At 69.9% G+C, this 22,606-nt stretch carries 18 protein-coding genes and 1 pseudogene; 11 read left to right on the top strand and 8 right to left on the bottom strand.

Translation table 11 applies throughout. The features are described 5' to 3' along the window. The 3 genes from ACKVMH_RS08435 to rpoH all read left to right on the top strand — a co-directional run. The coding region (locus tag ACKVMH_RS08435; RefSeq protein ID WP_412699956.1) for a response regulator at positions 1-698 on the top strand (698 nt) is incomplete at its 5' end. A gap of 32 nt (positions 699-730) precedes the next feature. Beyond that, positions 731-1,423: a uracil-DNA glycosylase gene (gene ung, locus ACKVMH_RS08430; protein ID WP_412699955.1), complete on the top strand. Its 693-nt coding sequence runs from the start codon at positions 731-733 to the stop codon at positions 1,421-1,423. Between the two features lie 184 nt (positions 1,424-1,607). Beyond that, on the top strand, positions 1,608-2,498 hold the full coding sequence (gene rpoH, locus ACKVMH_RS08425) for an RNA polymerase sigma factor RpoH (RefSeq protein ID WP_215219351.1): 891 nt from the start codon (positions 1,608-1,610) through the stop codon (positions 2,496-2,498). Positions 2,499-2,511: 13 nt separating this feature from the next. On the opposite strand, the gene ACKVMH_RS08420 is transcribed toward rpoH, so the two are convergent. Further along, on the bottom strand, positions 2,512-3,366 hold the full coding sequence (locus tag ACKVMH_RS08420; protein WP_412699954.1) for a polysaccharide deacetylase family protein: 855 nt from the start codon (positions 3,364-3,366) through the stop codon (positions 2,512-2,514). A 72-nt stretch (positions 3,367-3,438) separates the two neighbouring features. Here ACKVMH_RS08420 and grxD point away from each other — a divergent pair, with 72 nt between their 5' ends. After that, a complete protein-coding gene (gene grxD / locus ACKVMH_RS08415) occupies positions 3,439-4,368 on the top strand; it encodes a Grx4 family monothiol glutaredoxin (RefSeq protein ID WP_412699953.1) in 930 nt (309 codons plus the stop codon). Here the strand turns inward: grxD and ACKVMH_RS08410 are convergent, their stop codons facing one another. Next, positions 4,369-4,911 carry a DUF924 family protein gene (locus tag ACKVMH_RS08410; protein ID WP_412699952.1) on the bottom strand — a complete coding sequence of 181 codons (543 nt, stop codon included), beginning with the start codon at positions 4,909-4,911 and terminating at the stop codon, positions 4,369-4,371. A gap of 83 nt (positions 4,912-4,994) precedes the next feature. Further along, complete coding sequence (locus tag ACKVMH_RS08405; protein WP_412699951.1) at positions 4,995-5,576, bottom strand: lysozyme inhibitor LprI family protein; 582 nt, start codon at positions 5,574-5,576, stop codon at positions 4,995-4,997. Positions 5,577-5,809: 233 nt separating this feature from the next. On the opposite strand from ACKVMH_RS08405, the gene ACKVMH_RS08400 reads away from it, so the two are divergent. From ACKVMH_RS08400 to ACKVMH_RS08375, 6 genes and pseudogenes are all read left to right on the top strand, one after another. Next, positions 5,810-7,252 carry an amidohydrolase gene (locus tag ACKVMH_RS08400; RefSeq protein ID WP_412699950.1) on the top strand — a complete coding sequence of 481 codons (1,443 nt, stop codon included), beginning with the start codon at positions 5,810-5,812 and terminating at the stop codon, positions 7,250-7,252. After that, positions 7,249-8,650: pseudogene (locus ACKVMH_RS08395) on the top strand (amidohydrolase family protein). Before ACKVMH_RS08400 ends, ACKVMH_RS08395 begins: the two are co-directional and overlap by 4 nt. Before the next feature lie 194 nt (positions 8,651-8,844). Then, positions 8,845-9,792, top strand: a complete 948-nt coding sequence (locus ACKVMH_RS08390) for a DegV family protein (protein ID WP_412699949.1) — start codon at positions 8,845-8,847, stop codon at positions 9,790-9,792. A 98-nt stretch (positions 9,793-9,890) separates the two neighbouring features. Beyond that, a complete protein-coding gene (locus ACKVMH_RS08385; RefSeq protein ID WP_412699948.1) occupies positions 9,891-13,361 on the top strand; it encodes an amidohydrolase family protein in 3,471 nt (1,156 codons plus the stop codon). 81 nt (positions 13,362-13,442) lie between these two features. Beyond that, positions 13,443-13,787, top strand: a complete 345-nt coding sequence (locus ACKVMH_RS08380) for a hypothetical protein (RefSeq protein WP_215219342.1) — start codon at positions 13,443-13,445, stop codon at positions 13,785-13,787. A gap of 68 nt (positions 13,788-13,855) precedes the next feature. Then, a complete protein-coding gene (locus tag ACKVMH_RS08375) occupies positions 13,856-14,530 on the top strand; it encodes a Dph6-related ATP pyrophosphatase (protein ID WP_412699947.1) in 675 nt (224 codons plus the stop codon). Between the two features lie 16 nt (positions 14,531-14,546). On the opposite strand, the gene fghA is transcribed toward ACKVMH_RS08375, so the two are convergent. The 5 genes from fghA to yihA form a co-directional block, all read right to left on the bottom strand. Continuing rightward, a complete protein-coding gene (fghA, locus tag ACKVMH_RS08370) occupies positions 14,547-15,377 on the bottom strand; it encodes an S-formylglutathione hydrolase (RefSeq protein ID WP_412699946.1) in 831 nt (276 codons plus the stop codon). A gap of 15 nt (positions 15,378-15,392) precedes the next feature. Continuing rightward, a complete protein-coding gene (locus ACKVMH_RS08365; protein ID WP_412699945.1) occupies positions 15,393-16,502 on the bottom strand; it encodes an S-(hydroxymethyl)glutathione dehydrogenase/class III alcohol dehydrogenase in 1,110 nt (369 codons plus the stop codon). Positions 16,503-16,703: 201 nt separating this feature from the next. After that, complete coding sequence (ppc, locus tag ACKVMH_RS08360) at positions 16,704-19,451, bottom strand: phosphoenolpyruvate carboxylase (protein ID WP_412699944.1); 2,748 nt, start codon at positions 19,449-19,451, stop codon at positions 16,704-16,706. A 68-nt stretch (positions 19,452-19,519) separates the two neighbouring features. Beyond that, positions 19,520-20,923 carry a glutamate--cysteine ligase gene (locus ACKVMH_RS08355; RefSeq protein WP_412699943.1) on the bottom strand — a complete coding sequence of 468 codons (1,404 nt, stop codon included), beginning with the start codon at positions 20,921-20,923 and terminating at the stop codon, positions 19,520-19,522. 136 nt (positions 20,924-21,059) lie between these two features. Next, on the bottom strand, positions 21,060-21,665 hold the full coding sequence (gene yihA / locus ACKVMH_RS08350; RefSeq protein WP_215219336.1) for a ribosome biogenesis GTP-binding protein YihA/YsxC: 606 nt from the start codon (positions 21,663-21,665) through the stop codon (positions 21,060-21,062). 118 nt (positions 21,666-21,783) lie between these two features. Here yihA and ACKVMH_RS08345 point away from each other — a divergent pair. Further along, on the top strand, positions 21,784-22,606 hold an 823-nt coding region (locus ACKVMH_RS08345), incomplete at its 3' end, for a c-type cytochrome (RefSeq protein WP_412699942.1).

Raw genomic sequence — 22,606 nt, 5'->3', positions numbered from 1 at the left:
TCGTCGCCTGCGCGGGCATCGGCGAGGCCCGCGAAGCGCTGGCGGCCGGCCCGGTCGACCTGGTGACGACGTCGCTGGCGCTGCCCGACGGCGACGGTATCGCGCTCGCCCGCGCGGTGCGCGAGGCGGCTGGCCAGACCTACGTGCCGGTGATCGTGGTGTCGGGCGAGGCGCAGACCCACCTGGAGTCGCGCCGCTTCACCGAGGACGTGACCGATTACTTCGACAAGTCGCTTGGCCATGCGGCGCTGGCGGCCTTCATCCGCGGCTACGTCCAGCCCGAGCCGATCCCGGGTGCCCGGGTGCTGTATGTCGAGGACAGCCGCGTAGTGGCGCTGGCGACCAAGCGGATGCTGGAGCGTCAGCAACTGCAGGTGCTGCATTTCGTCGGCGTGGAGGAAGCGCTCGAGTATCTGGAGACCCACCGCGGGGCCGACGACCCGGGCGCCGACCTCGTGCTGACCGACGTCTACCTCAAGGGCGAGCTCGACGGCCACGACCTGCTCGAGCGCGTACGCGGCGACTTCGGCTACGGCAAGCGGCGCCTGCCGGTGCTGGTGATGACCGGCGACGCCAACCCCGAGAACCAGAGCGCGCTGCTGCGCGCCGGCGCCAACGACCTCGTGCTCAAGCCAATCGAGGAGCGCCTGCTGGTGACCAAGACGCTGTTCCAGCTGCGGCTGGCCAAGCTGGCCTAGCCGGACCTGTCGCCGTACGCGTCGCCACCGCGATGACCGAAGACCGCATCAGGCTCGAGCCATCCTGGAAAGCCCGCGTCGGCGATTACCTGCAGCGTGACGACATGCAGGCGTTGTCGGCGTTCCTGCGTCAGCGCCAGGCACAGGGTGCGCGGATCTTCCCGCCGGGGCCGGACATCTTTGCCGCGTTCGAAGCGACCCCGTTCGACGCCACCCGGGTGGTGATCCTGGGCCAGGACCCCTACCACGGGCCCGGCCAGGCCCACGGGCTGTGCTTTTCGGTGCGTCCCGAGGTTCCCGTGCCGCCGTCGCTGCTCAATGTCTACAAGGAGCTCGAGCGGGACCTGGGCATCGCCCGGCCATCCCATGGCTGCCTGCTGCCGTGGGCGCGACAGGGTGTGCTGCTACTCAATGCGGTGCTGACGGTCGAGTCCGGCCAGGCCGGGGCGCATGCCGGCAAGGGCTGGGAGGGCTTCACCGACCACGTGGTCGACACCCTCAACCGCGAGCGCGAGGGACTGGTGTTCATGCTCTGGGGCAGTTACGCGCAGAAAAAGGGCGCCATGATCGACCGCGGACGCCACCGGGTGCTGAAGGCTCCCCACCCGTCGCCGCTGTCGGCCCACCGGGGCTTCATCGGCTGCGGCCACTTTTCGGCGGCCAACCAGTACCTGGCCCGCCGCGGCGGTGCGCCGATCGACTGGTCGCTGCCGACACCAGACTGAGGTTCCTGGCATCGGCCGGCGACTTGTTGGCCTCGGGTGCCGCATGCACGGCGCGTTGACCCGGAACTTACGATCGGATCGGCAGTCTTACTGCTCGCATCCGTTCGATTGTTCCGTGAATGGGACGATAAAGCCCCGATTCCGGCCTTAGCACTCACCCTTGCCGACTGCTAACATCCTCCCCATGACCGAAATCACTGCCAACGCCCTGGTTTCCAACAGCCTGCCGGTGCCCGCGCTCAACGCGCTGACCCCGCTCGGTTCGCTCGATGCCTACATCGGCGCGGTCCACAAGATCCCGGTGCTGAGCGCCGAGGACGAGCAGCACCTGGCCCGCCGCTTCCGCGATGACGAGGACCTCGACGCCGCCCGCGAACTGGTCCATTCCCACCTGCGTTTCGTGGTCCACGTGGCCCGCGGATACAACGGCTACGGCCTGCCGCTGGGCGACCTGATCCAGGAAGGCAACATCGGCCTGATGAAGGCGGTCAAGCGATTCGACCCCGAGCAGGGCGTGCGCCTGGTCAGCTTCGCGGTGCACTGGATCCGCGCCGAGATGCACGAGTTCATCCTGAAGAACTGGCGCATCGTCAAGGTCGCCACGACAAAGGCCCAGCGCAAGCTGTTCTTCAACCTGCGCAAGAGCAAGAAGCGCCTGGGCTGGATGAACGATGCCGAGGTCACCGCCGTGGCCGCTGATCTCAACGTCTCCAAGCGCGAGGTGCTGGAGATGGAGTCGCGCCTGTCCGGCCGCGACATCGGCTTCGATGCCCCGGCCGACGAGGACGATGACCGCGCCCCGCCGTCGCCGGCCGCGTACCTGCGTGCCGACGCCGAGGACCCCTCGCAGATGTACGAGCGCGAGGACGAGGAAGACAGCCAGCTGTCGCTGCTGCACGAAGGGCTGGCCAAGCTCGACGAGCGTTCGCGCGACATCGTCGCCCGCCGCTGGCTGGGCAACGAGAACAAGGTGACGCTGCAGGAGCTGGCCGACGAGTACGGTGTCAGCGCCGAGCGGATCCGTCAGATCGAGGCCAACGCGCTGAAGAAGATGCGCGCGCTGTTCGCGGCCTGACCGTCAACGCGTCTCACGGTGGCGGCCCGGGAAACCGGGCCGTTTCCATTTCCGCTTCCCGCGTTTTTTCGAGCCACTGGCCGGCCTCCGCGCCCGCTTCGGGCAATACGGTCCGGTAGCCGAGCGCATCGAGGCGCCGCAGCAGCAACGCCAGCACCTCGAGGTTTCGACCGTGGCGCGCACCCTCGTGCAACAGCACGATGGCACCTGGCGACAGGCCGCGCTCGATCCGGGTGACGACGGCATCAGGGTCGGCCGCCACCGCGTCGAAGCCGCGCGCGCTCCAGGCCACGCGCGCCAATCCGTGGGTGCGAAGCGGCGCCGACACGAACGGATTGGCCATGCCCACCACGGCCCGGAACCAGTGCGGGGCGGTCCCGGTGATGGCGGTGATCGCTGCCTGCGCGTCCGCGACCTGCCGCCGCATCGCTGCCGGGCCGAGCGCCCAGAACCAGGCCTGCGGGTGGCTGTGGCTGTGGTTGCCGATGCCGTGGCCGCGCCGGGCGATCTCGCGCAACAGTTCCGGTCGCGCCTGCGCGCGCTCACCGACCACGAAGAACGTCGCCTTCGCGCCGTGCGCGTCGAGCAGGTCGAGCACGGCCGGCGTCTGTTCCGACGGGCCGTCGTCGATCGTCAACCAGACCACCGGCTCGCTGGTCGGCAAACGCTTCAGTACCGGACTGAACAGGCCCGAGTCGGGCACCAGCACGCCCCACAGGAACACCGCGTGGGTGGCCAGCATCGCCGGTAGCCCGACCGGCCAGCCCAGGCGCCACCACAGCGCGGCCACCGCCAGTTGCGACAGCACCAGCACCACGGCCCAGGCGTGGGGGTGACGTGGGACGCGGTGCAGGTCGGGGTTCGCCATGACCTGCATCATGCCAGTGCCCCGGGGCGCTGGTTACACTGCCCGCTTCCCCCCGCTCCACGGACCACCGCCATGCCGCTCGACCCCGCCCTGCACACGCGCATCCAGACCCTGCTCAACGACCACCAGGTCGTCCTGTTCATGAAGGGCGAGCCGCGCGCGCCGCAATGCGGTTTCTCGGCCAAGGCGGTTGCCGCGCTCGGCGCGACCGGCGTCGAGTACCAGCACGTCAACGTGCTGGCCGACCCGGAGATCCGCGAGGGCATCAAGGAATACGGCCAATGGCCGACCATCCCGCAGCTCTACATCGGCGGAGAACTGGTTGGTGGCAGCGACATCATCGAGCAGATGGCCAACTCGGGCGACCTGCACACCGCGCTGGGCATGCCCGCGCCCGACCGCACCCCGCCATCGATCACGATCACGCCGGCGGCGGCGCAGATGCTGGGTGACGCCGTCCGCAACGCCGGCGACGGCTACGCGCTTCAGGTCGAGGTCGACCCGCGCTTCAACGCCAAGCTGCAACTGGCCCCGGTCGACGCCGACGCGATCGCCACCGAGGCGGCCGGCCTGCGCGTGCAGTTCGACCTCGCCGGCGCCCAGCGCGCGCGTGGCCTGACGATCGACTGGGTCGACGACGAGCGTGGCCGCGGGCTGGTGATCGAAAACCCCAACGCGCCGCCCAAGGTCGCCACCATCACCCCGGCGGAGGCCGCCGAGCGGGCCGCGTCCGGCGACCTGACCCTGGTGGACGTGCGCCCGCCGGAAGAGCGCGCGGAGGCGTCGGTCAACGTGCCGTTCTCGGCGCTCGACGACGACGCGCGCCGGCACCTGGAAGCCCTGCCCAAGGACACCGCGCTGGCGTTCCTGTGCCACCACGGGCGCCGCAGCGCCGAGGTCGCCGAGCACTTCCGCAACCTCGGCTTCACCCGCCTGCACAACGTCCAGGGCGGCATCGATGCCTGGAGCGAGCAGGCCGACACTAAGGTGCCGAAGTACTGATCAGCCGCCGAAGCCGCCCTCGTCGAGCCACGCCTGCTCGGCCGGGGTGGTCGGCCGGCCCATCAGCCGGTTGCGGTGCGGGAAGTGGCCGAAGCGCTCGATGATGGCGCGATGGTGCACCGCCCACTTGTCGGCGCCGGGCGCCTCCAGCGACTGGTACAACTCGGTCGCGCGCTGCTGGTCGACCAGCGCTTCGGAGTGCATGAACGGCAGGTAGAAGAACGTGCGCAGGGCGACCTCGACCTCCATGTCGTGGCCGTGGCCGATCGCGCGGGTGGCAACGCTGCGTGCCAGCGGGTCGGTCGCGTAGACATGCGCGCTGCCGCGGAAGATGTTGCGCGGGATCTGGTCGAGCAACAGCACGAGCGCCAGCGCCCCCGTCGCGTTGTCTTCCCAGTGCCCGAGCTCGGCGCGCGAGGCGGTCATGTGGGCGGCGAAAAATCGCTCGCGGCAGCGCATGTCGAACGCGGGCCCTCCACCGAACCAGTTGTCGGGACCGGCTTCGCGCCAGAAGGCGACGACATCATCGGCGGTGACGTCCATGCAGGCACCTCGCGGTAGGGAATGACGGGCCACGTTAGCAAGTGGCGCGACGCCCGCGGTCAAGACCCCGCACCCGGCGGGTGTCAGTCCGGCTCGTCCTCGCCGTCGCTGTCGCCCAGCTGGGTCTCGATTTCAGTTACCCACGCGGCGGTGATGCTCTCCAGCGTCACCGCGTGGATCAGCGGCTGGATCGCACCGCCGGCATACGACTCCGCGATGAAGCGCGCGTAGCGCTCGCGGTAGCCGAGCCAGGCCATGTGTACGGCGTCGAATGCGGCCAGGCCCTCTTGGTCGAGCTCTCCGCGCAGGCGTGCCACGAGGGCGTCGAGCCGGTCGTCGATGCGCTGGAACGAGTCGATCGCCCGCCGGTTCATGGCCTCTTCGTCGAGCACGGGCTCTTCCCCCGCACGGGCAACCTCCTCGGCCTGGGCGACATAACGGTCGGCAATCCTGACGGCCGTCTCGGCCTTGCCGATCAGGCGGTGCTCGAAGCGGCGCAGCTCGTCCAGGCTCGTGTTGGCCTCGTCCATGCCCTGCTTGAGCGCCAGCAACTTCTGGTTGCGTTCGATCGCATCGACCGCGCCGCGGCGCTCGACCCGGCGCTGGACGAAATAGAACGCCCAGGTCAGGGCCGCGCCGGCCAGCAGGTAGATCAGTTGTTCCATCGTTCCTCCCCGGCGCGCCCCGTGGCGCGCCCCTCGATCGTCATTGGCAAGGACGCCAGTGTGCGGTGCGCGCATCGCAGGGTCTGCGAATCCCGGCGCGGCTTTGCGCAATGTGTCACCAATCGTGACCATCGTCAGGGTTGGCACCGCCGATGGCCCCGGCTAGCGTGGCCATGACGTCCCGACCCTCGTCGCGACGCGGCTGCCCGGACCGGGCCACCAAGGGGAACACGATGCACGCACCACAGATTGCCGCACTCGCGGCCGCGCTCGCGCTGGCCGTTGCCGGTGGCGCCGCTTGCGCCGACGACGCCGCCACGCCTTCGCATTTCGCGCACGACCCGTACCCCAGCACCTACCAGCGCGTCGCCGCGCCGCCGGTGCTGCTCGACAACGCGACCGTGCTGACCGGCACCGGCGCGCGACTGGAAAACGCCGACGTGCTGATGGCCGATGGCCGCATCGTCGCGGTGGGGACCGGGCTGGAGCTGCCGGCCGGCGCCACCCGCGTCGACGCGACCGGCAAGTGGGTCACGCCCGGCATCATCGACGTGCACTCGCACCTGGGCGTGTACCCGAGCCCCGGCGTGCGCGCGCACAGCGACGGCAACGAAGCAACGTCGCCAGTGACGGCCAACGTCTGGGCCGAACACTCGGTCTGGCCGCAGGACCCGGGCTTCGCCGCCGCGCTGGCCGGCGGCGTCACCTCGCTGCAGATCCTGCCCGGCTCGGCCAACCTGGTCGGCGGCCGCGGCGTCACCCTCAAGAACGTCCCGGCAACCAGCTACCAGGCGATGAAGTTCCCCGGCGCGCCGTGGGGGATGAAGATGGCCTGCGGCGAGAACCCCAAGCGCGTGTACGGCGAGAAGGGCGGCCCGTCGACCCGGATGGGCAACATCGCCGGCTACCGCGCGGCCTTCATCGACGCCGCCGAGTACCTCGCCAAGCACAAGCCCGACGCACCGAAGAAGCGCAGCTGGTTCGGCGCCGACGAGCCCGACAGCGCGAGCGACACCGGCGGCAAGCGCGACCTCAAGCTCGACACTTTGGCCGGCGCGATCAACGGCGACATCCTGGTCCACATCCACTGCTACCGCGCCGACGAGATGACCACGATGCTCGACCTGGCCGACGAGTTCGGCTTCAAGGTCGCCGCCTTCCACCACGGCGTGGAGGCCTACAAGCTGGCCGACCGGCTGGCCGAGGAAGGTACCTGCGCCGCCCTGTGGGCCGACTGGTGGGGCTTCAAGATGGAGGCCTTCGACGGCATCCAGGAGAACATTGCGCTGGTCGACCGCCCGGCTGGCAGCTGCGCGATCGTGCACAGCGACTCGGAGGAAGGCATCCAGCGCCTCAACCAGGAGGCGGCCAAGGTGATGGCGCACGCCCGGCTGGCAGGCATGGAGATCACCCCCGAACACGCGATCGGCTGGCTGACCGCCAACCCCGCCAAGTCGATGGGCATCCTCGAGCGGACCGGCACGCTCGAGCCGGGCAAGATGGCCGACGTGGTGGTCTGGAACGGCACGCCGTTCAGCGTCTACGCGCAGGCCGAACAGGTCTACATCGACGGCGCGCGGCTGTACGACCGCGCCGACCCGTCGCGGCAACCGGAGGCGGACTTCATGCTCGGCCAGTCCACCGGTGACGCGGTCCACGCAGGAGGTGTGCTGTGAGCCGCCTCCCGCTGAAGGCGCTGGCCGCCGCGGCGCTGTCGTTCGTGGCGCTTGCCGCCGGCGCGCAGGACCTGCTGATCCGCAACGCCACCGTCCACACCGCCGGTCCGCAGGGCACGCTCCAGGGCGCCGACGTGCTGGTCCGCGATGGCGTGATCGCCGCCGTCGGTACCGGGCTGCCGGCGCCGGCCGGGGTGCAGGTGGTCGACGCCCAGTCGCGGCCGCTGACCCCGACGCTGTTCGGCGGCATCACCGCGATCGGCCTGGAGGAAGTGTCCGGCGAGCGCTCAACCGTCGATGCGTCACTGGCGCTGGGTGCGGAGACCCACCTGATGACGGTGCGTCCGGAGTTCGACGTCACGCTGGCCTACAACCCGGCCTCGGTCCTCGTGCCGGTGACCCGGATCGAAGGCATCGGCTGGACCCTGCTGGAAGCGGGCAGCACCGAGGGCGGTTCGATCATCGGCGGCCAGGGCGCGGTGGTNGCCGGTGACCCGGATCGAAGGCATCGGCTGGACCCTGCTGGAAGCGGGCAGCACCGAGGGCGGTTCGATCATCGGCGGCCAGGGCGCGGTGGTGCGGCTCGACGGCAGCGCCGACCCGGCCGGCCCCGACGTGCTGTTCATCGACCTGGGCAGCGACGCCGCCGAACTCAGCGGCCGCTCGCGCGCGGCGCAGTGGATGCTGCTCGACCAGCTGGTCGACGAAGTCCGCGGCCGTATCCCGGCCGGCTCGCATGCCGCGCTCCTGACCCCGGCGGGCCGCGACACGCTCAAGCGCTATCTCGACGCCGGTGGCCGGGTGGTGGTCAACGTCGACCGCGCCGCCGACATCCGCCAGTTGCTGCGCTGGTCGGACCGCCACGGGGTGGACATCGCGATCTCCGGTGGCGCCGAGGCGTGGAAGCTCGCGCTGGCGCTGGCCGAGGCCGGCGTGCCGGTGTTCGTCAATCCGCTGGCGAACCTGCCGGGTGGATTCGACCAGATCGGCGCCACCATGGAGAACGCCGCGCGGCTGGAGGCAGCGGGCGTGGCGGTCGGCTTCACCCAGGGCGGCGATACCCACAACGCGCGCAAGGTCAGGCAGCTCGCCGGCAACGCGGTCGCCAACGGGTTGCCGTGGGAAGACGGGCTGGCCGGGTTGACGTCGGTGCCCGCCAGGGCGTTCGGCGTGGCCGACCGGTTCGGCAGCATCGCCCCGGGCAAGCGCGCCGACCTGGTGCTCTGGAGCGGCGACCCGCTGGAGGTCAACGCGGTCGCGCTGCAGGTCTGGATGGACGGCGAGGCAATCCCGATGAGCAGCCGCCAGACCGAACTGCGCGACCGGTACCTGCGCACCCTGGTGCCACGCGACAGCGGCGGCCTGCCGCGGGCATATCCAGCCACCGACAGCCGCTGAGCCGCTTCGGTTGTACCAACACCGGGCCCGCCACCTGCGGGCCCGGTGCGCTCGGCCGGAGTAAGCGCCGGGCAACCGCCAGGATCGGCCCGCGCCCCGGGCCGAACCTGACAGGCACCCCCTTTAGTGCGACGCGGGTCACGGACGGATATGCTCCGGATCACGTTCCACAATCCAGCATCCTCGGGGGAGCCATGCGCATTGGACTTGTTGTCGACTCGGCCTGCGACCTGCCGTTGGAGTACCTGCAACGCAATGAGGTGACGATCCTGCCGATCACCGTGCGCATCGGCGAGGCGGTGCTGGCCGACCACCGCAACGAGGAGGCCACGCTGGAGTTCCTCCACGCCCACGTCGCCGAGCGCGGTGCGGAGGCGGAGACCACGCCCTACACCGTGCAGCAGATCCGCGACCTGTTCCTCGAGCGGCTGGTGATCGACTACGACTACGTGTTCTGCATGACGATCACCAAGTCGCGCAGTCCGATCCACGACAATGCGCAGCAGGCCAGCTTCGCCATCCTCAACGACTACAAGGCGGCGCGCGCGGCGGCCGGCAACACCACGCCGTTCGCGTTGCGGGTGATCGACACCCAGAACCTGTTCTCCGCGCAGGGCATCACCGCGGTGGAGGCGATCCGACTGCGCGCCGCCGGCGAAGGCGCCCCGAAGATCCGCGCGCGGCTCGAAAACCTCGCGCTGCACACCCACGGGTACCTGGTGCCGCCGGACCTCTACTACCTGCGTGCACGCGCCCGCAAGAAGGGCGACCGCAGCGTCGGCCTGCTCAGCGCCGCGCTCGGCAGCGCCCTCGACATCAAGCCGGTACTGCACTGCCACCGCGGCGAGACCGGGCCGGTGGCCAAGATCAAGGGCTTCGAGCCGGCGGTGCAGAAACTGTTCGACTTCACCGGCAAGCGCGTCCGCGAGGGTCTCATGACGCCGACGCTGTGCCTGAGCTACGGCGGCGAGCTGTCGGAGATGCGTGCCCTGCCGGGTTACCACGAACTGCGTGCGGTCTGCGACGAACACAACGTCGAGGTGTTCGAAAGCGTGATGAGCCTGACCGGCATGGTCAATGTCGGCAAGGGCGCGCTGGTGGTGGGCTTCGCCTCGGAAGGCACCGCGAAGTTCGAGGCCTGATGGCCACCATCGGCAAAGCCGTACCGGGACTTTCAGCCTAGGTGCGGCACCGGGGGCACGGGTAGGCTGCGGGATTCGTTCGTCATCCGTGCCCGCCCATGACCCGTCGCCTGCTTGCCGTCGCGCTCTCGTCCGCGCTGTCCGCTTCATTCGCCCTGCCCGCCTGGGCACAGGACCCGCCGCCGGCACCGCAGCCACCACCGCCGGTGGACCGCAACACCAGCGACACCGACCAGGATCCGGTGCAACTCGAGCAGGATGCACTGGACCCGGTCGGCACCGATCCGGCGCAGGCCGCGCCCGACGTGGCCAAGGGCGTCAGCCGCCCCGGCGAGGACACCGAAGAAGCGCGATGGGACGTCAACGCCCCGCACGGGCCGACCCGCACGGTGCGCTTCGACACCGACGAAGGCACGTGGATGGACGTCGACGTCTCGCCCGATGGCCGCGACCTGGTGTTCTCGCTGCTGGGTGACCTCTACCGGATGCCGGTGACCGGTGGCAACGCGCGGCGCATCGCCTCGGGCCCCGCCTGGGAAGTCCAGCCGCGCTGGTCGCCGGACGGCTCGCGGATCGCCTTCACCTCCGACCGTGGCGGCGGCAACAACCTGTGGACGGTAGACGCCAACGGCGGCGACCCGGTGCAGGTCACCAAGGAAGACTTCCGCCTGCTCAACAACCCCGCGTGGACGCCCGACGGCCGCTTCATCATCGGCCGCAAGCACTTCACCTCCGAGCGTTCGCTCGGCGCGGGCGAGTTGTGGATGTACCACGCCAGCGGCGGCGGCGCGGGCCTGCAACTGGTCGAGAGGAAGAACGACCAGCAGGACCTGGGCGAGCCGGCGTTGTCGCCCGACGGGCGGTACGTCTACTACTCCGAGGACGTCAGTGGCGGCGAGACGTTCGAGTACAACAAAAACCCGCACGACGTGATCTATGCGATCAAGCGGCTCGACCGCGAGACCGGCAAGGTCGACACCGTCATCGCCACGCCCGGGGGCGCGGTGCGCCCGCAGCCGTCGCCCGACGGCAGGTCGCTCGCCTTCGTGAAGCGCGTGCGCGAAAAGTCCGTGCTGCACGTGCTGGACCTCGCCAGCGGCGCGGTGCGCCCGGTATGGGATGGCTTGAGCCACGACCAGCAGGAGGCGTGGGCGATCTTCGGACCGTACACCGGCTTTGACTGGATGCCCGACTCCACGTCCGTCGTGATCTGGGCGCAAGGCAAGCTGTGGCGGGTCGAGATGGCCAGTGGCACGCCCACCCCGATCCCGTTCAACGCGCCGGTCGAGCAGACCGTTACCGAGGCGCTGCGCTTCGACCAGGACATCGACGAAGGCAGCTTCGCCCCGAAGATGATCCGCGACGTGGCGACCTCTGCCGACGGCGACACCCTCGTGTTCCATGCGGTCGGCAAGCTGTGGCGCAAGTCGCTCCCCGGTGGCGAGCCGCGGCGCCTGACCGGCAACGAAGGCCTGTACGAGTACGAGCCCAGCTTCAGCCCCGATGGCGGCAAGCTGCTCTACACGACCTGGTCGGACGAGGCGCTGGGCGCGATCTATGTGCGCAGCGCCAATGGCGGCGGCAAGGGCACGCGGCTGACCGACGAGAAGGGCTTCTATTACCACCCCCGGTTCTCGCCTGACGGCCGGCACATCGTCTACAGCAAGTCCGGCGGCGGCGGCCTGACCGGCAGCCTGTGGTCGGGTGACCGCGGCATCTACGTGATGCCGGCGCGCGGCGGCGAGGCGGTGCGGGTGGCCGACAAGGGCTCGTCCCCGCAGTTCAACGCCGAAGGGTCGCGCATCTACTACCTGACCGGTGGTGGCCTGGAGAAAAAGCTGATGTCGGTCGGCCTGCACGGGGAGGACCCGCGCGAGGTGTTCGACCTGAAGTACGTGGATTCCGTGCAGGTCAGCCCGGACGGCCAGTGGGTCGCTTTCACCGAGCTGTTCAACGCCTTCGTCGCGCCGATGGTGGAGACGGGCAAGGCGGTCGAGCTGTCCAAGGACAGCAAGGCGATCCCGGTCTCGCAGGTCAGCGCCGACGTCGGCAGCTACCTGCACTGGGCGGCGGATTCGAAGTCGTTGCACTGGATGGTCGGCGACCGCTACCACTCGCGCGCACTGGACGAGAGTTTCGCGTTCCTGCCGGGTGCGCCGGCCGAGATCGCCGACCCTGTCCACGGCGGCGGCATCGCGGTCGGGCTGACGGTGCCCGTCGACGCGCCCGACGCGGTGGTCGCGTTCACCAATGCGCGCATCGTCACCATGCGCGACGCGGAGAACACCGAGGAGGTGATCGAGGACGGCACGATCGTGCTGCGCGGCGACGAGATCGTCGCCGTCGGCCCGGCCGGCTCGGTCGAGGTCCCGGCCGGCGCAAACGTGATCGACGCCTCCGGCAAGACCATCCTGCCGGGCTACATCGATGTCCACGCCCACGCCGCGCACTTCGGCCAGGGCGTGGTGCCGCAGCAGAACTGGGCGTACTACACCAACCTCGCGTTCGGCATCACCACCATGCACGACCCGTCGGCGACGACCGAGTTCGTGTTCTCCGAGGCCGAACTGCAGAAGGCCGGACGGATGGTCGGGCCGCGGATCTTCTCGACCGGGACGATCCTCTACGGCGCCGACGGCGACTTCAAGGCCGAGGTCAATTCACTCGACGACGCCCGCAGCCATCTGCGCCGGATGCAGGCCAACGGTGCGTTCTCGGTCAAGAGCTACAACCAGCCCCGTCGGGAGCAGCGCCAGCAGATCAACCAGGCCGCACGCGAGCTGGGGATGTTGGTGGTGGAGGAAGGCGGATCCACCTTCCACCACAACATGACGATGATCCTGGACGGCAGCACCGGCATCGAGCACAACATCCCGGTCGCGCCGCTCTACAGGGACGTGGTCAACCTGTGGAAGGAGACCGACGTACGCAACACCCCGACGCTGGTGGTGAGTTACGGCGGCCTGTCGGGCGAGTACTGGTGGTACGCCCGCGACAACGTCTGGGAAAACGACAAGCTCAACCGCTTCTTTCCTCGCGAGACGCTGGATGCGCGCAGCATCCGCCGCGAGATCGCGCCGGACTGGGATTACTGGCACATCGAGGTGGCCAGGTCGCTCAAGACGATGCGCGATGCCGGCATCAAGGTGCAGGTCGGCGGCCACGGGCAGCTGCAGGGCCTGAGCCCGAACTGGGAGATCTGGATGCTGACCCAGGGCGGCTTCTCCAACTTCGAGGCGCTGCGCGCGGCGACCATCGACGGCGCCGACTACCTCGGCCTGGGCGACGAGATCGGTTCGCTCGAGGTCGGCAAGCAGGCCGACCTGGTGGTGCTGGACGGCAACCCGCTGGAGGAGATCCGCAACACCATCGAGACGCGCTACGTGATGGTCGATGGGCGCCTGTTCGACGTCGACGCCGACATGGCCGAAATCGGCAACGCCGCGGCCCCGGCGCCGGAGTTCTACTGGCAGCGCCACCGCGACGGCCAGACCTTCGGCCTGGAGTTCGGCCCGACCGCGGTCTGCCACTGTCCGAAGGCGCACGGCGCGCACGTTCACCTGGACTGATGTCGCCGTCCTGCAACGCCCCGTTCACGAAGTCCGCATGCGACGCTGCCTAGGCTGGCGGCGTCCCCAGGAGAACACCCGATGGCCACGCGCTACTACATCACCCTGCCCGACGGCCGCCGCGCGCGCGGCAGCGATCCGGACCTGTCGTTCACCGCGCAGAGCGGGCCCGGTTTTGCCGCCGAGCTGCAGGACGCGCTGCGCAGCGACCGGCTGTTCGAGCGTTGGCGGATGAAGCAGGACGAGCCCGACGAAGTCGACCCGTCCCTGGGCGCCACCGACCCCACTGCGACCGTGCACGGCGAGCAGGACGACCTGCACATCGACCTGGTCGTGACCTCGACCATCCCCGGCACCATCCTCAAGCAGCGTCTGCGCCTGCTCGCCGGGAGCGCGTGGGAGCTGCGCGACGTGACCGCGGCCTGAGCCCCATCGCCTGACGGCAGGTCTGCGCGGCGTGGTCCGCGCACACCGCTGCCGGGCACAATGCGGGCATGAAAGATCTCCTGCTCGCGTGGAGCGGCGGAAAGGACGCCGCTTGGACCCTGCACACGCTGCGCCAACGCGACGATGTGCGGGTGGTCGGCCTGCTGACCACGGTCACCGTCGACTACGACCGCATCGCCATGCACGGCATCCGTCGCGACGTGCTGCACACACAGGCACGTGCCGCCGGACTGCCGCTGATCGAATCGCCCATCCGGACAGGTTGCGACAACGCCGCCTACGAGGACGCGTTTTCCGACGCGCTGCAACGCGCGCGGGCGCGTTGGCCGGAGCTGGACACCGTTGCCTTCGGCGACCTGCAACTGGCGGACGTGCGTGCGTGGCGCGAGGCCCTGTGTGACCGCCATGGCTGGTCGATCGAGACCCCGCTGTTCGGCCGTGACACCGCCGCGTTGGCGCGCGGGATGATCGCCGGCGGCCTGCAAACCCGACTGTGCTGCGTCGACACCACACAACTCGATGCCCGCTTCGCCGGCCAAGCGTTCGACCACGAACTGCTGGACGCGCTGCCGGCCGCCTGCGACCCGTGCGGGGAGAACGGCGAGTTCCACACGCTTGTCCATGCCGGCCCGATGTTCGAGCAGCCGGTGAACGTGGTGCCCGGTGAAACCGTGCTGCGCGACGGGCGCTTCGCCTTCACCGACTTCAAGCTGGCGGGCTGAGGACGCCAGCCAGCGGTCAGGCGTGCAACGCGCGTGCGTGGTGGGCGACGTGGTCGCCGATGAAGCTGGCGATGAAGTAGTAACTGTGGTCGTAGCCGGGCTGCATGCGCAGTTCCAGCGGATGGCCTGCGGCGGCGCAGGCGTCACGAAGCAGCTCAGGGCGCAACTGGCGCTGCAGGAACTCGTCGTCGCCGCCCTGGTCCACCAGCAGCGGCAGCCGCTCGCGCGCGTCGCGCAGAAGCTCGCAGGCATCCCATTGCTTCCACACCGCGCGGTCGTCGCCCAGGTACGCCTCGAACGCACGCTCGCCCCAGGGAACGCGCGACGGCGCGACGATCGGCGAGAACGCCGAAACACTGCGGTAGCGACCCGGGTTGCGCAGCGCGATCACCAGCGCGCCGTGGCCGCCCATCGAGTGGCCACTGACGCCGCGCGCAGTCGTGGTCGGGAAGTGCGCGTCGACCAGCGCCGGCAACTCCTCGACGACGTAGTCGTGCATGCGGTAGTGCCGCGCCCAGGGGGCCCGGGTCGCATTGACGTAGAACCCGGCGCCCTGGCCGAGGTCGTAGCCGTCGTCGTTGGTGATGTCCTCACCGCGCGGGCTGGTGTCGGGCGCGACCAGGATCACCCCGTGCTCGGCGGCATACCGCTGCGCGCCGGCCTTGGTGATGAAGTTCTGCTCGGTGCAGGTCAACCCCGACAGCCAGTACAGCACCGGGCACGGGCCCTGCGCGGCCTGCGGCGGCAGGTAGACGCCGAAGCGCATCGCACAACCGAGGGTGCTCGAATCGTGTTGCCAGACTTCCTGGCGGCCGCCGAAGCAGGCGTGCTGTTCGATCCTGTGCATGGCTGGCTCCCGGCCTCAGTAATGGATCACGGCGCGGATCGACTTGCCTTCGTGCATCAGGTCGAAGGCCTCGTTGATGCGATCCAGCGGCAACGTATGGGTGACGAACGGGGCCAGCTGGATGTCGCCGCGCATCGCGTCCTCCACCATGCCCGGCAGCTGGCTGCGGCCCTTGACCCCGCCAAACGCGGTGCCCATCCACTTGCGACCGGTCACCAGCTGGAACGGCCGCGTGCTGATCTCCTGCCCGGCGCCGGCGACGCCGATGATCACGCTCTGGCCCCAGCCGCGATGCGCGCATTCGAGCGCAGCACGCATCACGTTGACGTTGCCGATGCACTCGAAGCTGTGGTCCACGCCCCAGCCGGTCATCTCGACGACGACCTGCTGCACCGGCTTGTCGAAATCCTTCGGGTTGACGCAGTCGGTCGCGCCCATCTCCTTCGCCAGCGCGAACTTGTCGGGATTGGTGTCGATCGCGATGATGCGCCCGGCCTTCGCCTGCCTGGCGCCCTGGATCACCGCCAGCCCGATCGCCCCCAGGCCGAACACCGCGACGCTGTCGCCTTCCTGCACCTTGGCGGTGTTGTGCACCGCGCCGATGCCGGTGGTCACGCCACAGCCCAGCAGGCAGACCTGCTCGGGATCGGCGTCGGGATTGACCTTGGCCAGTGAGACTTCGGCGACGACGGTGTACTCGCTGAAGGTCGAGCAACCCATGTAGTGGTAGACCGGTTCGCCGTTGTGCGAAAAACGCGTCGTGCCGTCGGGCATCACGCCCTTGCCCTGGGTGGCGCGCACCGCCACGCACAGGTTGGTCTTGCCCGACCTGCAGAACAGGCACTCACCGCATTCGGCGGTGTACAGCGGAATCACGTGGTCGCCGGGGGCGACGCTGGTGACGCCTTCGCCGACTTCCACCACGATGCCCGCGCCCTCGTGGCCCAGGACGGCCGGGAACACGCCTTCCGGATCATCGCCTGACAGGGTGAAGGCGTCGGTGTGGCACAGCGCGGTGTGGGTGATCCTCACCAGCACCTCGCCCTGCTTCGGCGGCGCGACGTCGAGCTCGACGATCTGCAGCGGTTGTCCGGGGGCGAAGGCGACGGCGGCGCGGGATTTCATCGGGGGAACTCCGGTGTACGGGGACTGGCTGAATGATAGGCCGACGACGCGGTGGTCGCTTTTCCACGACATGGCCGTTGGCGCACGGAGCGATGCACCTGTAGGAGCGGCTTCAGCCGCGAGGGCGTAACCGTCGTGCGGCGACGAAGCCCGCCCGATCGCGGCTGAAGCCGCTCCTACAGCGGGTCCGCTGCTTCGCGATCACCCGGTGTTCTGGATCCCCGCGGCAATCCCGTTCACCGTCGCCATCAGGGCCTGCAACAGGGCGTCATCCTCGCGCCCGCCGTCGCGCCAGCGTGCCAGCAGGTCGACCTGCAGCAGGCTGATCGGGTCGACGTACGGATTGCGCAGCCGGATCGACTGGCGCAGCCGCGGGTCGTGCGCAAGCAGGTCGGCCTCGTCCTTGATCGCGAGGATCCCGTCGCGGGTACGGGCGAACTCGGCGGCGATGCCGGGGTGCAGCCGCGCGTGCAGGTCGCCTTCGGGCAGCCCGGCGGCCAGCAGGGAGTAGCGCTCGAAGATCGCCGGGTCCGACTTGGCCAGCACCATCTCGACGTCGTCGACCAGGGTGCCGAAGAACGGCCAGTCGCGCGCCATCTCCGCCAGCAGTTCGCGGCCGTGGGTTTCCAGCGCGCGCTCGAGCGCGGTGCCGACGCCGTGCCATGCGGTCAGGCCGGAGCGGTTCTGCGACCACGAGAACACCCATGGAATTGCCCGCAGCGATTCCACTCCGCCCTTGCTGCCACGCTTGCTCGGCCGCGAGCCGATGCGCAGGCGCTCGATCACGTCGATGGGGGTCGCCGCGCGGAAGTACGCCGGGAAGTCGGGATGCTCGTGCACCAGCGCCCGGTAGTGCGCGCGGGCGTCGGCGGCCAGCTCGGCGGCCACCTCGCGCCAGCGGGCCTCGCGGGGCTCCGGCGGGCGCGGGCGCAGGCTCGCGCGCAAAACGGCGCCGGTGGTCTGCTCCAGGTTGCGCAACGCGATGGCGCGGATGCCGTACTTGCGGTGGATCACTTCGCCCTGCTCGGTCAGGCGCAGGTAGCCGTCGACCGAGCCGCGCGGCGCGGCGATGACCGCCCGCTCGGTCTTGCCGCCACCGCGGCTGACCGAGCCGCCACGACCGTGGAAGAAGGCGATCCGTACTCCACTTTCGCGCGCAAGCGCGGACAGCGCGATCTGGGTCTGCTGCAAGGCCCAGCGCGAGGCGATGATGCCGCCGTCCTTGGCGCTGTCGGAGTAGCCGAGCATCACGACCTGGCGATCACCGCGCGCGGCGAGGTGGCGCCGGTATGCCGGGTCGGCGAACAGCTCGCGCAAGGTCGCCTCCGCGGCCTCGAGGTCGGCGACGGTCTCGAACAGCGGGGCGACGTCGAGCGGGACTTCGTCATCCTCTACACAGCCGGCCAGCCGCGCCAGTGCGAGCACCGCGAGCGCATCCGCGGCACTGCGGCTCATGCTGACGATGTACGGTCCGAACACGCGCTCGCCATACCGCGGTCGCAGCGCGGCGACGGTGCGGAACACATCCAGCACCGACCGCGCCGCGGCGGCTTCTGGCTGCGGCACTGTCGCGCGGTCCAGCAGCGCATGCAGCCGCGCCGCCCGGTCACCGGCCGCGCGTTCGGCCCAGCCCTCGTCGTCCAGCAGGGCCGCAAGCGCCGCGTCATGCATCGCCGAGTCCTGGCGCAGGTCGAGGCTGGCGAGGTGGAAGCCGAAGCAGCGGGCGCGCCGCTGCAGCCGCCGGACCGCGAAGCCACCGGCGTGTTCGCCGCCGTTCGCCTGCAGGCTGTCGGCAACCAGCGCCAGGTCGGCCTCGAACGCCGCCGCGTCCGGATAGGCTTCGGTTTCATCGTGGGTGGTGGCCCACAGGCGCGCAGTCACCAGCACCAGCAGGTTGCGATAGGGCATGTCCGCGTGGCGCGGATGCAGGCGCGCGGCCGCGGCCGGCAACAACGCCCGGTACTCGTCGACCCGCGCCAACACCGCATGATCGACCCCGACCCGGGTGGTCGACTGGCTCAGCAGCTCGGCCAATGCCTCGATGTCGCGGCGGTAGGCCGCCAGCACCATGCGCCGCTGGGCGGCAAGGGTCGCGGCGATCGTGTCCGCGCCGACGTTCGGGTTGCCATCCATGTCACCCCCGACCCAGCTGCCAAAGCCAAGCACGTCGGGCAAGTGCCAATCACCGCCGTGGTGCTCGCGCAGGGCTGCTTCGAACGTCTCGTGGAAGACCGGCAACACCCGGTACAGCACTTCGGAAAGGTAGAAGCCAACGTGTTCGAACTCGTCGCCAACGCTCGGCTTGGCGGTCGGTGCCTCGGCGGTCTGCCAGCTGGCGCCCAGCGCCAGGCGGATCCGCTGCAGCCCGGCGCTGCGCTCGGCCGGCGTGCGCGACCGGTCGATATCCTCGACCAGCGCGGCGACGATCTGTCGCTCCTTGTTGAGCAGCACCCGGCGCACCGCCTCGGTGGGGTGCGCGGTGAAGACCGGCTCGATCCGTAGCCGCGGCAGCAGCGCGGCCAGCTCCGCGGCGTCGACACCGTCGCGTGCAAGCTCGCCGATCACCGCCCGCAGGCCGCCCGGCTGGGCGCCGTCGCCGGCTCGCTCGTGGTCGCGGCGGCGGCGGATGCGGTGCACCCGCTCGGCCAGGTTCACCGCCTGGAAATAGGTCGAGAACGCGCGCACCAGGTCGGCCGCTTCGGCCAACCCGGTGTCGGACAGCGCTTCGGCCAGTTCGGCGACGGGCGCATCGGCCTCGCGTCGGGCGATGGCGGCACGGCGCAGGCGCTCGACACGTTCGAGGAAACCGTCACCACGCTGCTCGGCGAGGATCTCCCCCACGAGCGCTCCGAGGATTTTCACGTCTTCGCGCAGCAGCGCGTCGGTCGGTGCGAAGTCCAGCTGCTCGCGCAATGCGGAAGGGGAGGTCGGATCGGTGGTCGCAGTCATGCGCGCCAGCCTACAACGCAGCGTGTGGACACCGCGGCCCGGCGTTCGACCCCGCTACCTCCGGGCAATCAGTAGGCGAACTCCCGGAACACCGGGTCGACATTGCCGCCCCAGGCGCCGTGGAACAGTTCGAGCTTGCGTTCGGCCGGTGTGATGCCCGCCTCGACCAGCTCCATCAACGGTCCCAGGAAGATCGTCTCGTCGCTGCCGTTCTCATTGACCCTGGCGCGCCGGGCCAGGCCGCCAGCGGCGATCTGCAGCGCGCGGCGGGCGAGGTCGAGCACGGTACCGCGGGTGTTGCCGATGCGCGCGGGCAGCTTGAACGCGTGCCGCGGCACGCCGTCGCGCAGCGCATGGATCTCGTCGCGGGTGAAATCGCGCACCAGGTCCCAGGCGGCGTCGAGCGCGGCGTCGTCGTACAGCAGGCCCGTCCAGAACGCGGGCAGCGCACAGATGCGGTTCCACGGCCCCGAGTCGGCGCCACGCATCTCCAGGTACTTCTTGAGCCGCACTTCCGGGAACGCGGTGGTGCTGTGGTCGGCCCAGTCCAGCAGCGTTGGCGTGTGGCCCGGCCAGGCCGGCAGGCGACCGTCGAGGAAGTCGCGGAACGACTGCCCGGCGGCGTCGATGTAGCGGCCGTCGCGGTAGACGAAGTACATCGGCACGTCGAGCAGGTAGTCGACATAGCGCTCGTAGCCGAAGCCGTCCTCGAACACGAAGTCCAGCAGGCCGGTACGGTGCGGATCGGTGTCCGTCCAGATGTGCGAGCGGTACGACAGGTAGCCGTTGGGCTTGCCTTCGGTAAACGGCGAGTCGGCAAACAGCGCGGTCGCCACCGACTGCAGCGCCAGCGAGACACGGAACTTCTTGACCATGTCCGCTTCGGACGCGACATCCAGGTTGACCTGGACGGTCGAGGTGCGGGTCATCATGTCCAGGCCGAGGTTACCGACGGTCGGCATGTGGCGGCGCATGATCGCGTAGCGGCCCTTCGGCATCCACGGCATCTCCTTGCGCGTCCACTTGGGCTGGAAGCCCATGCCGAGGAACCCCAGGCCCATCGGCTCGGCCACGCTGCGCACCTCGCGCAAGTGGGTGGCGGCCTCGCGGCAGGTCTGGTGCAGGTTGTCGAGCGGCGCACCGGACAGTTCCAGCTGGCCGGCCGGCTCGAGCGAGACCGACGCACCGTCGCGGGTCAGCGCGATGACCCGGGCGGGGCCGTCACCGATGCGCTCCTCGACCGGGGTCCAGCCGAACCGTACCAGCCCCTTCAGCAGCGCCTCGATCCCGCGCTCGCCGTCGAACGTCGGCGGCCGCAGGTCGTCGGTGCGGAAACCGAACTTCTCGTGCTCGGTGCCTATCTTCCAGTCGTCGCGCGGGCGCACACCCGACGCCAGGTACTCGACCAGCTGCGCGCGTCCGGCGGCACCGGACTCGATCGGAACATCCTTGACCTGGCTGGGACCGGACACGTGCACCTCGCTCGACGGGAGCCGGCGATATGCGGGCGGCAACGCCCATCGCAAGCGAGCCGGCAGTGTAGCGAGCGCGGCTGTGCCGGTTATGTCGCGTCGCGCAACGCAGCAGCCCGCCGGCGGGACGGTCGGGCTAGAGCTCGAGCCAGCCGGCGATGACCTCGCGTGCCTCGTCGACGCCCTGCTTCGACTCGCCGGAGAACAGCTGCACGCTGACCAGGTCGCCGTACTCGGCCTTCATCTCCTTGCGCACCGCCAGCATCGCATTGCCCTGTGCGCCGCGGCCCAGCTTGTCGGCCTTGGTCAGGATGGCGTGCGCCGGCAGGCCCCGGCTGACCGCGTAGCCGAGCATCTGGCGGTCGTAGTCCTTCAGCGGGTGTCGGATGTCCATCACCACCACCAGGCCCTTGAGTGCCTGGCGGGTGCGGAAATAGCCGTCGATGAAGGCCTGCCAGTGCGCCTGCAGGTCCTTGGGCACCTTGGCGTAGCCATACCCGGGCAGGTCGACCAGGAACCGGTCGGTGGTCGGCGGCAGGTCGAAGAACACCAGTTGCTGGGTGCGTCCGGGGGTCTTGGAGACCCGCGCCAGCGCATTCTGCTGGCAGATCGCGTTCAGCGCGCTGGATTTGCCGGCGTTGGACCGGCCGGCGAAAGCGACCTCGAAGCCGCCGTCGGGGGGCAGCTGGGGCGGATTGTGCGCGGCCAGCATGTAGCGCGCGCGGGCAAAGGGATTGGCCATGCGGACAAGGATCGCATGGCTCGCGTTGACCCGGTTAGCCGCGACGACGATAATTCTTCGGTTCCGACGTCCGTTTTCATCGGCCGTCCTTCCAGCGTTTTCCCCGGAGCCCAGCCCAATGAGCCACGCCCGCGTCCTCGGCATCGTCGGCCTCACTGCCCTCGCGGCAGCCGCCGTCGCCTACGCCCAGACCACGGTCACCCCGATCCCCGAGACGCCGCCGGTGGAATCCGCGCCGCTGACCGAGGTGGCCACGGCGGCCGAGGCCACTCACTGGGGCGATGCCCAGAAGGGCGCGACGCTGGCCGGCACCTGTGCCGCCTGCCACGGCCTGGACGGCAATGCGACCGACCCGATGTACCCGAACCTGGCCGGCCAGAGCGAGCGCTACATCGCCCAGCAGCTGGCACTGTTCCGCAGCGGCGAGCGCAATACCGGCATGGCCGCGGTGATGAAGCCGTTCGCCGACATGCTGACCCCGCAGGACGCGCGCGACGTGGGCGCCTACTACGCGACCCAGACCGCCGGCGCCGGCGTCGCCGACGACACCCTGGTGGCGACCGGCCCGTACGCGGGCATGAAGTTCTTCCAGATCGGCCAGCAGCTGTACCGCTCGGGCGACGCGGCGCGTGGCATCCCGGCCTGCATGGCGTGCCACGGCCCCGACGGCACCGGCAACCCGGGCCCGTCCTACCCGCACGTGGCCGGCCAGCACGCCAGCTACAGCCAGCGCCGGCTCGAGGAGTACCGCGCCGGCACCACCACCCAGAGCAACCCGAAGCTGTTCAACATCATGGCCGCGGTGACCGCCGAGCTGACCGACGAGGAGATCGGCGCGCTGTCGAGCTACCTGCAGGGCCTGCACCCGGCCGCGCACGATATCGCTGCCGCCAACCTCGCCGCCGCACCGGCGCCTGCCGCGGCCCCGGCTCCCGCTGCGG

The sequence above is a fragment of the Lysobacter zhanggongensis genome, assembly GCF_046638635.1.
GTDB lineage: Bacteria > Pseudomonadota > Gammaproteobacteria > Xanthomonadales > Xanthomonadaceae > Novilysobacter > Novilysobacter luteus.
The sequence above is the reverse complement of the archived record's forward strand: the minus strand, read 5'-3'. Positions and strand labels throughout refer to the sequence as shown.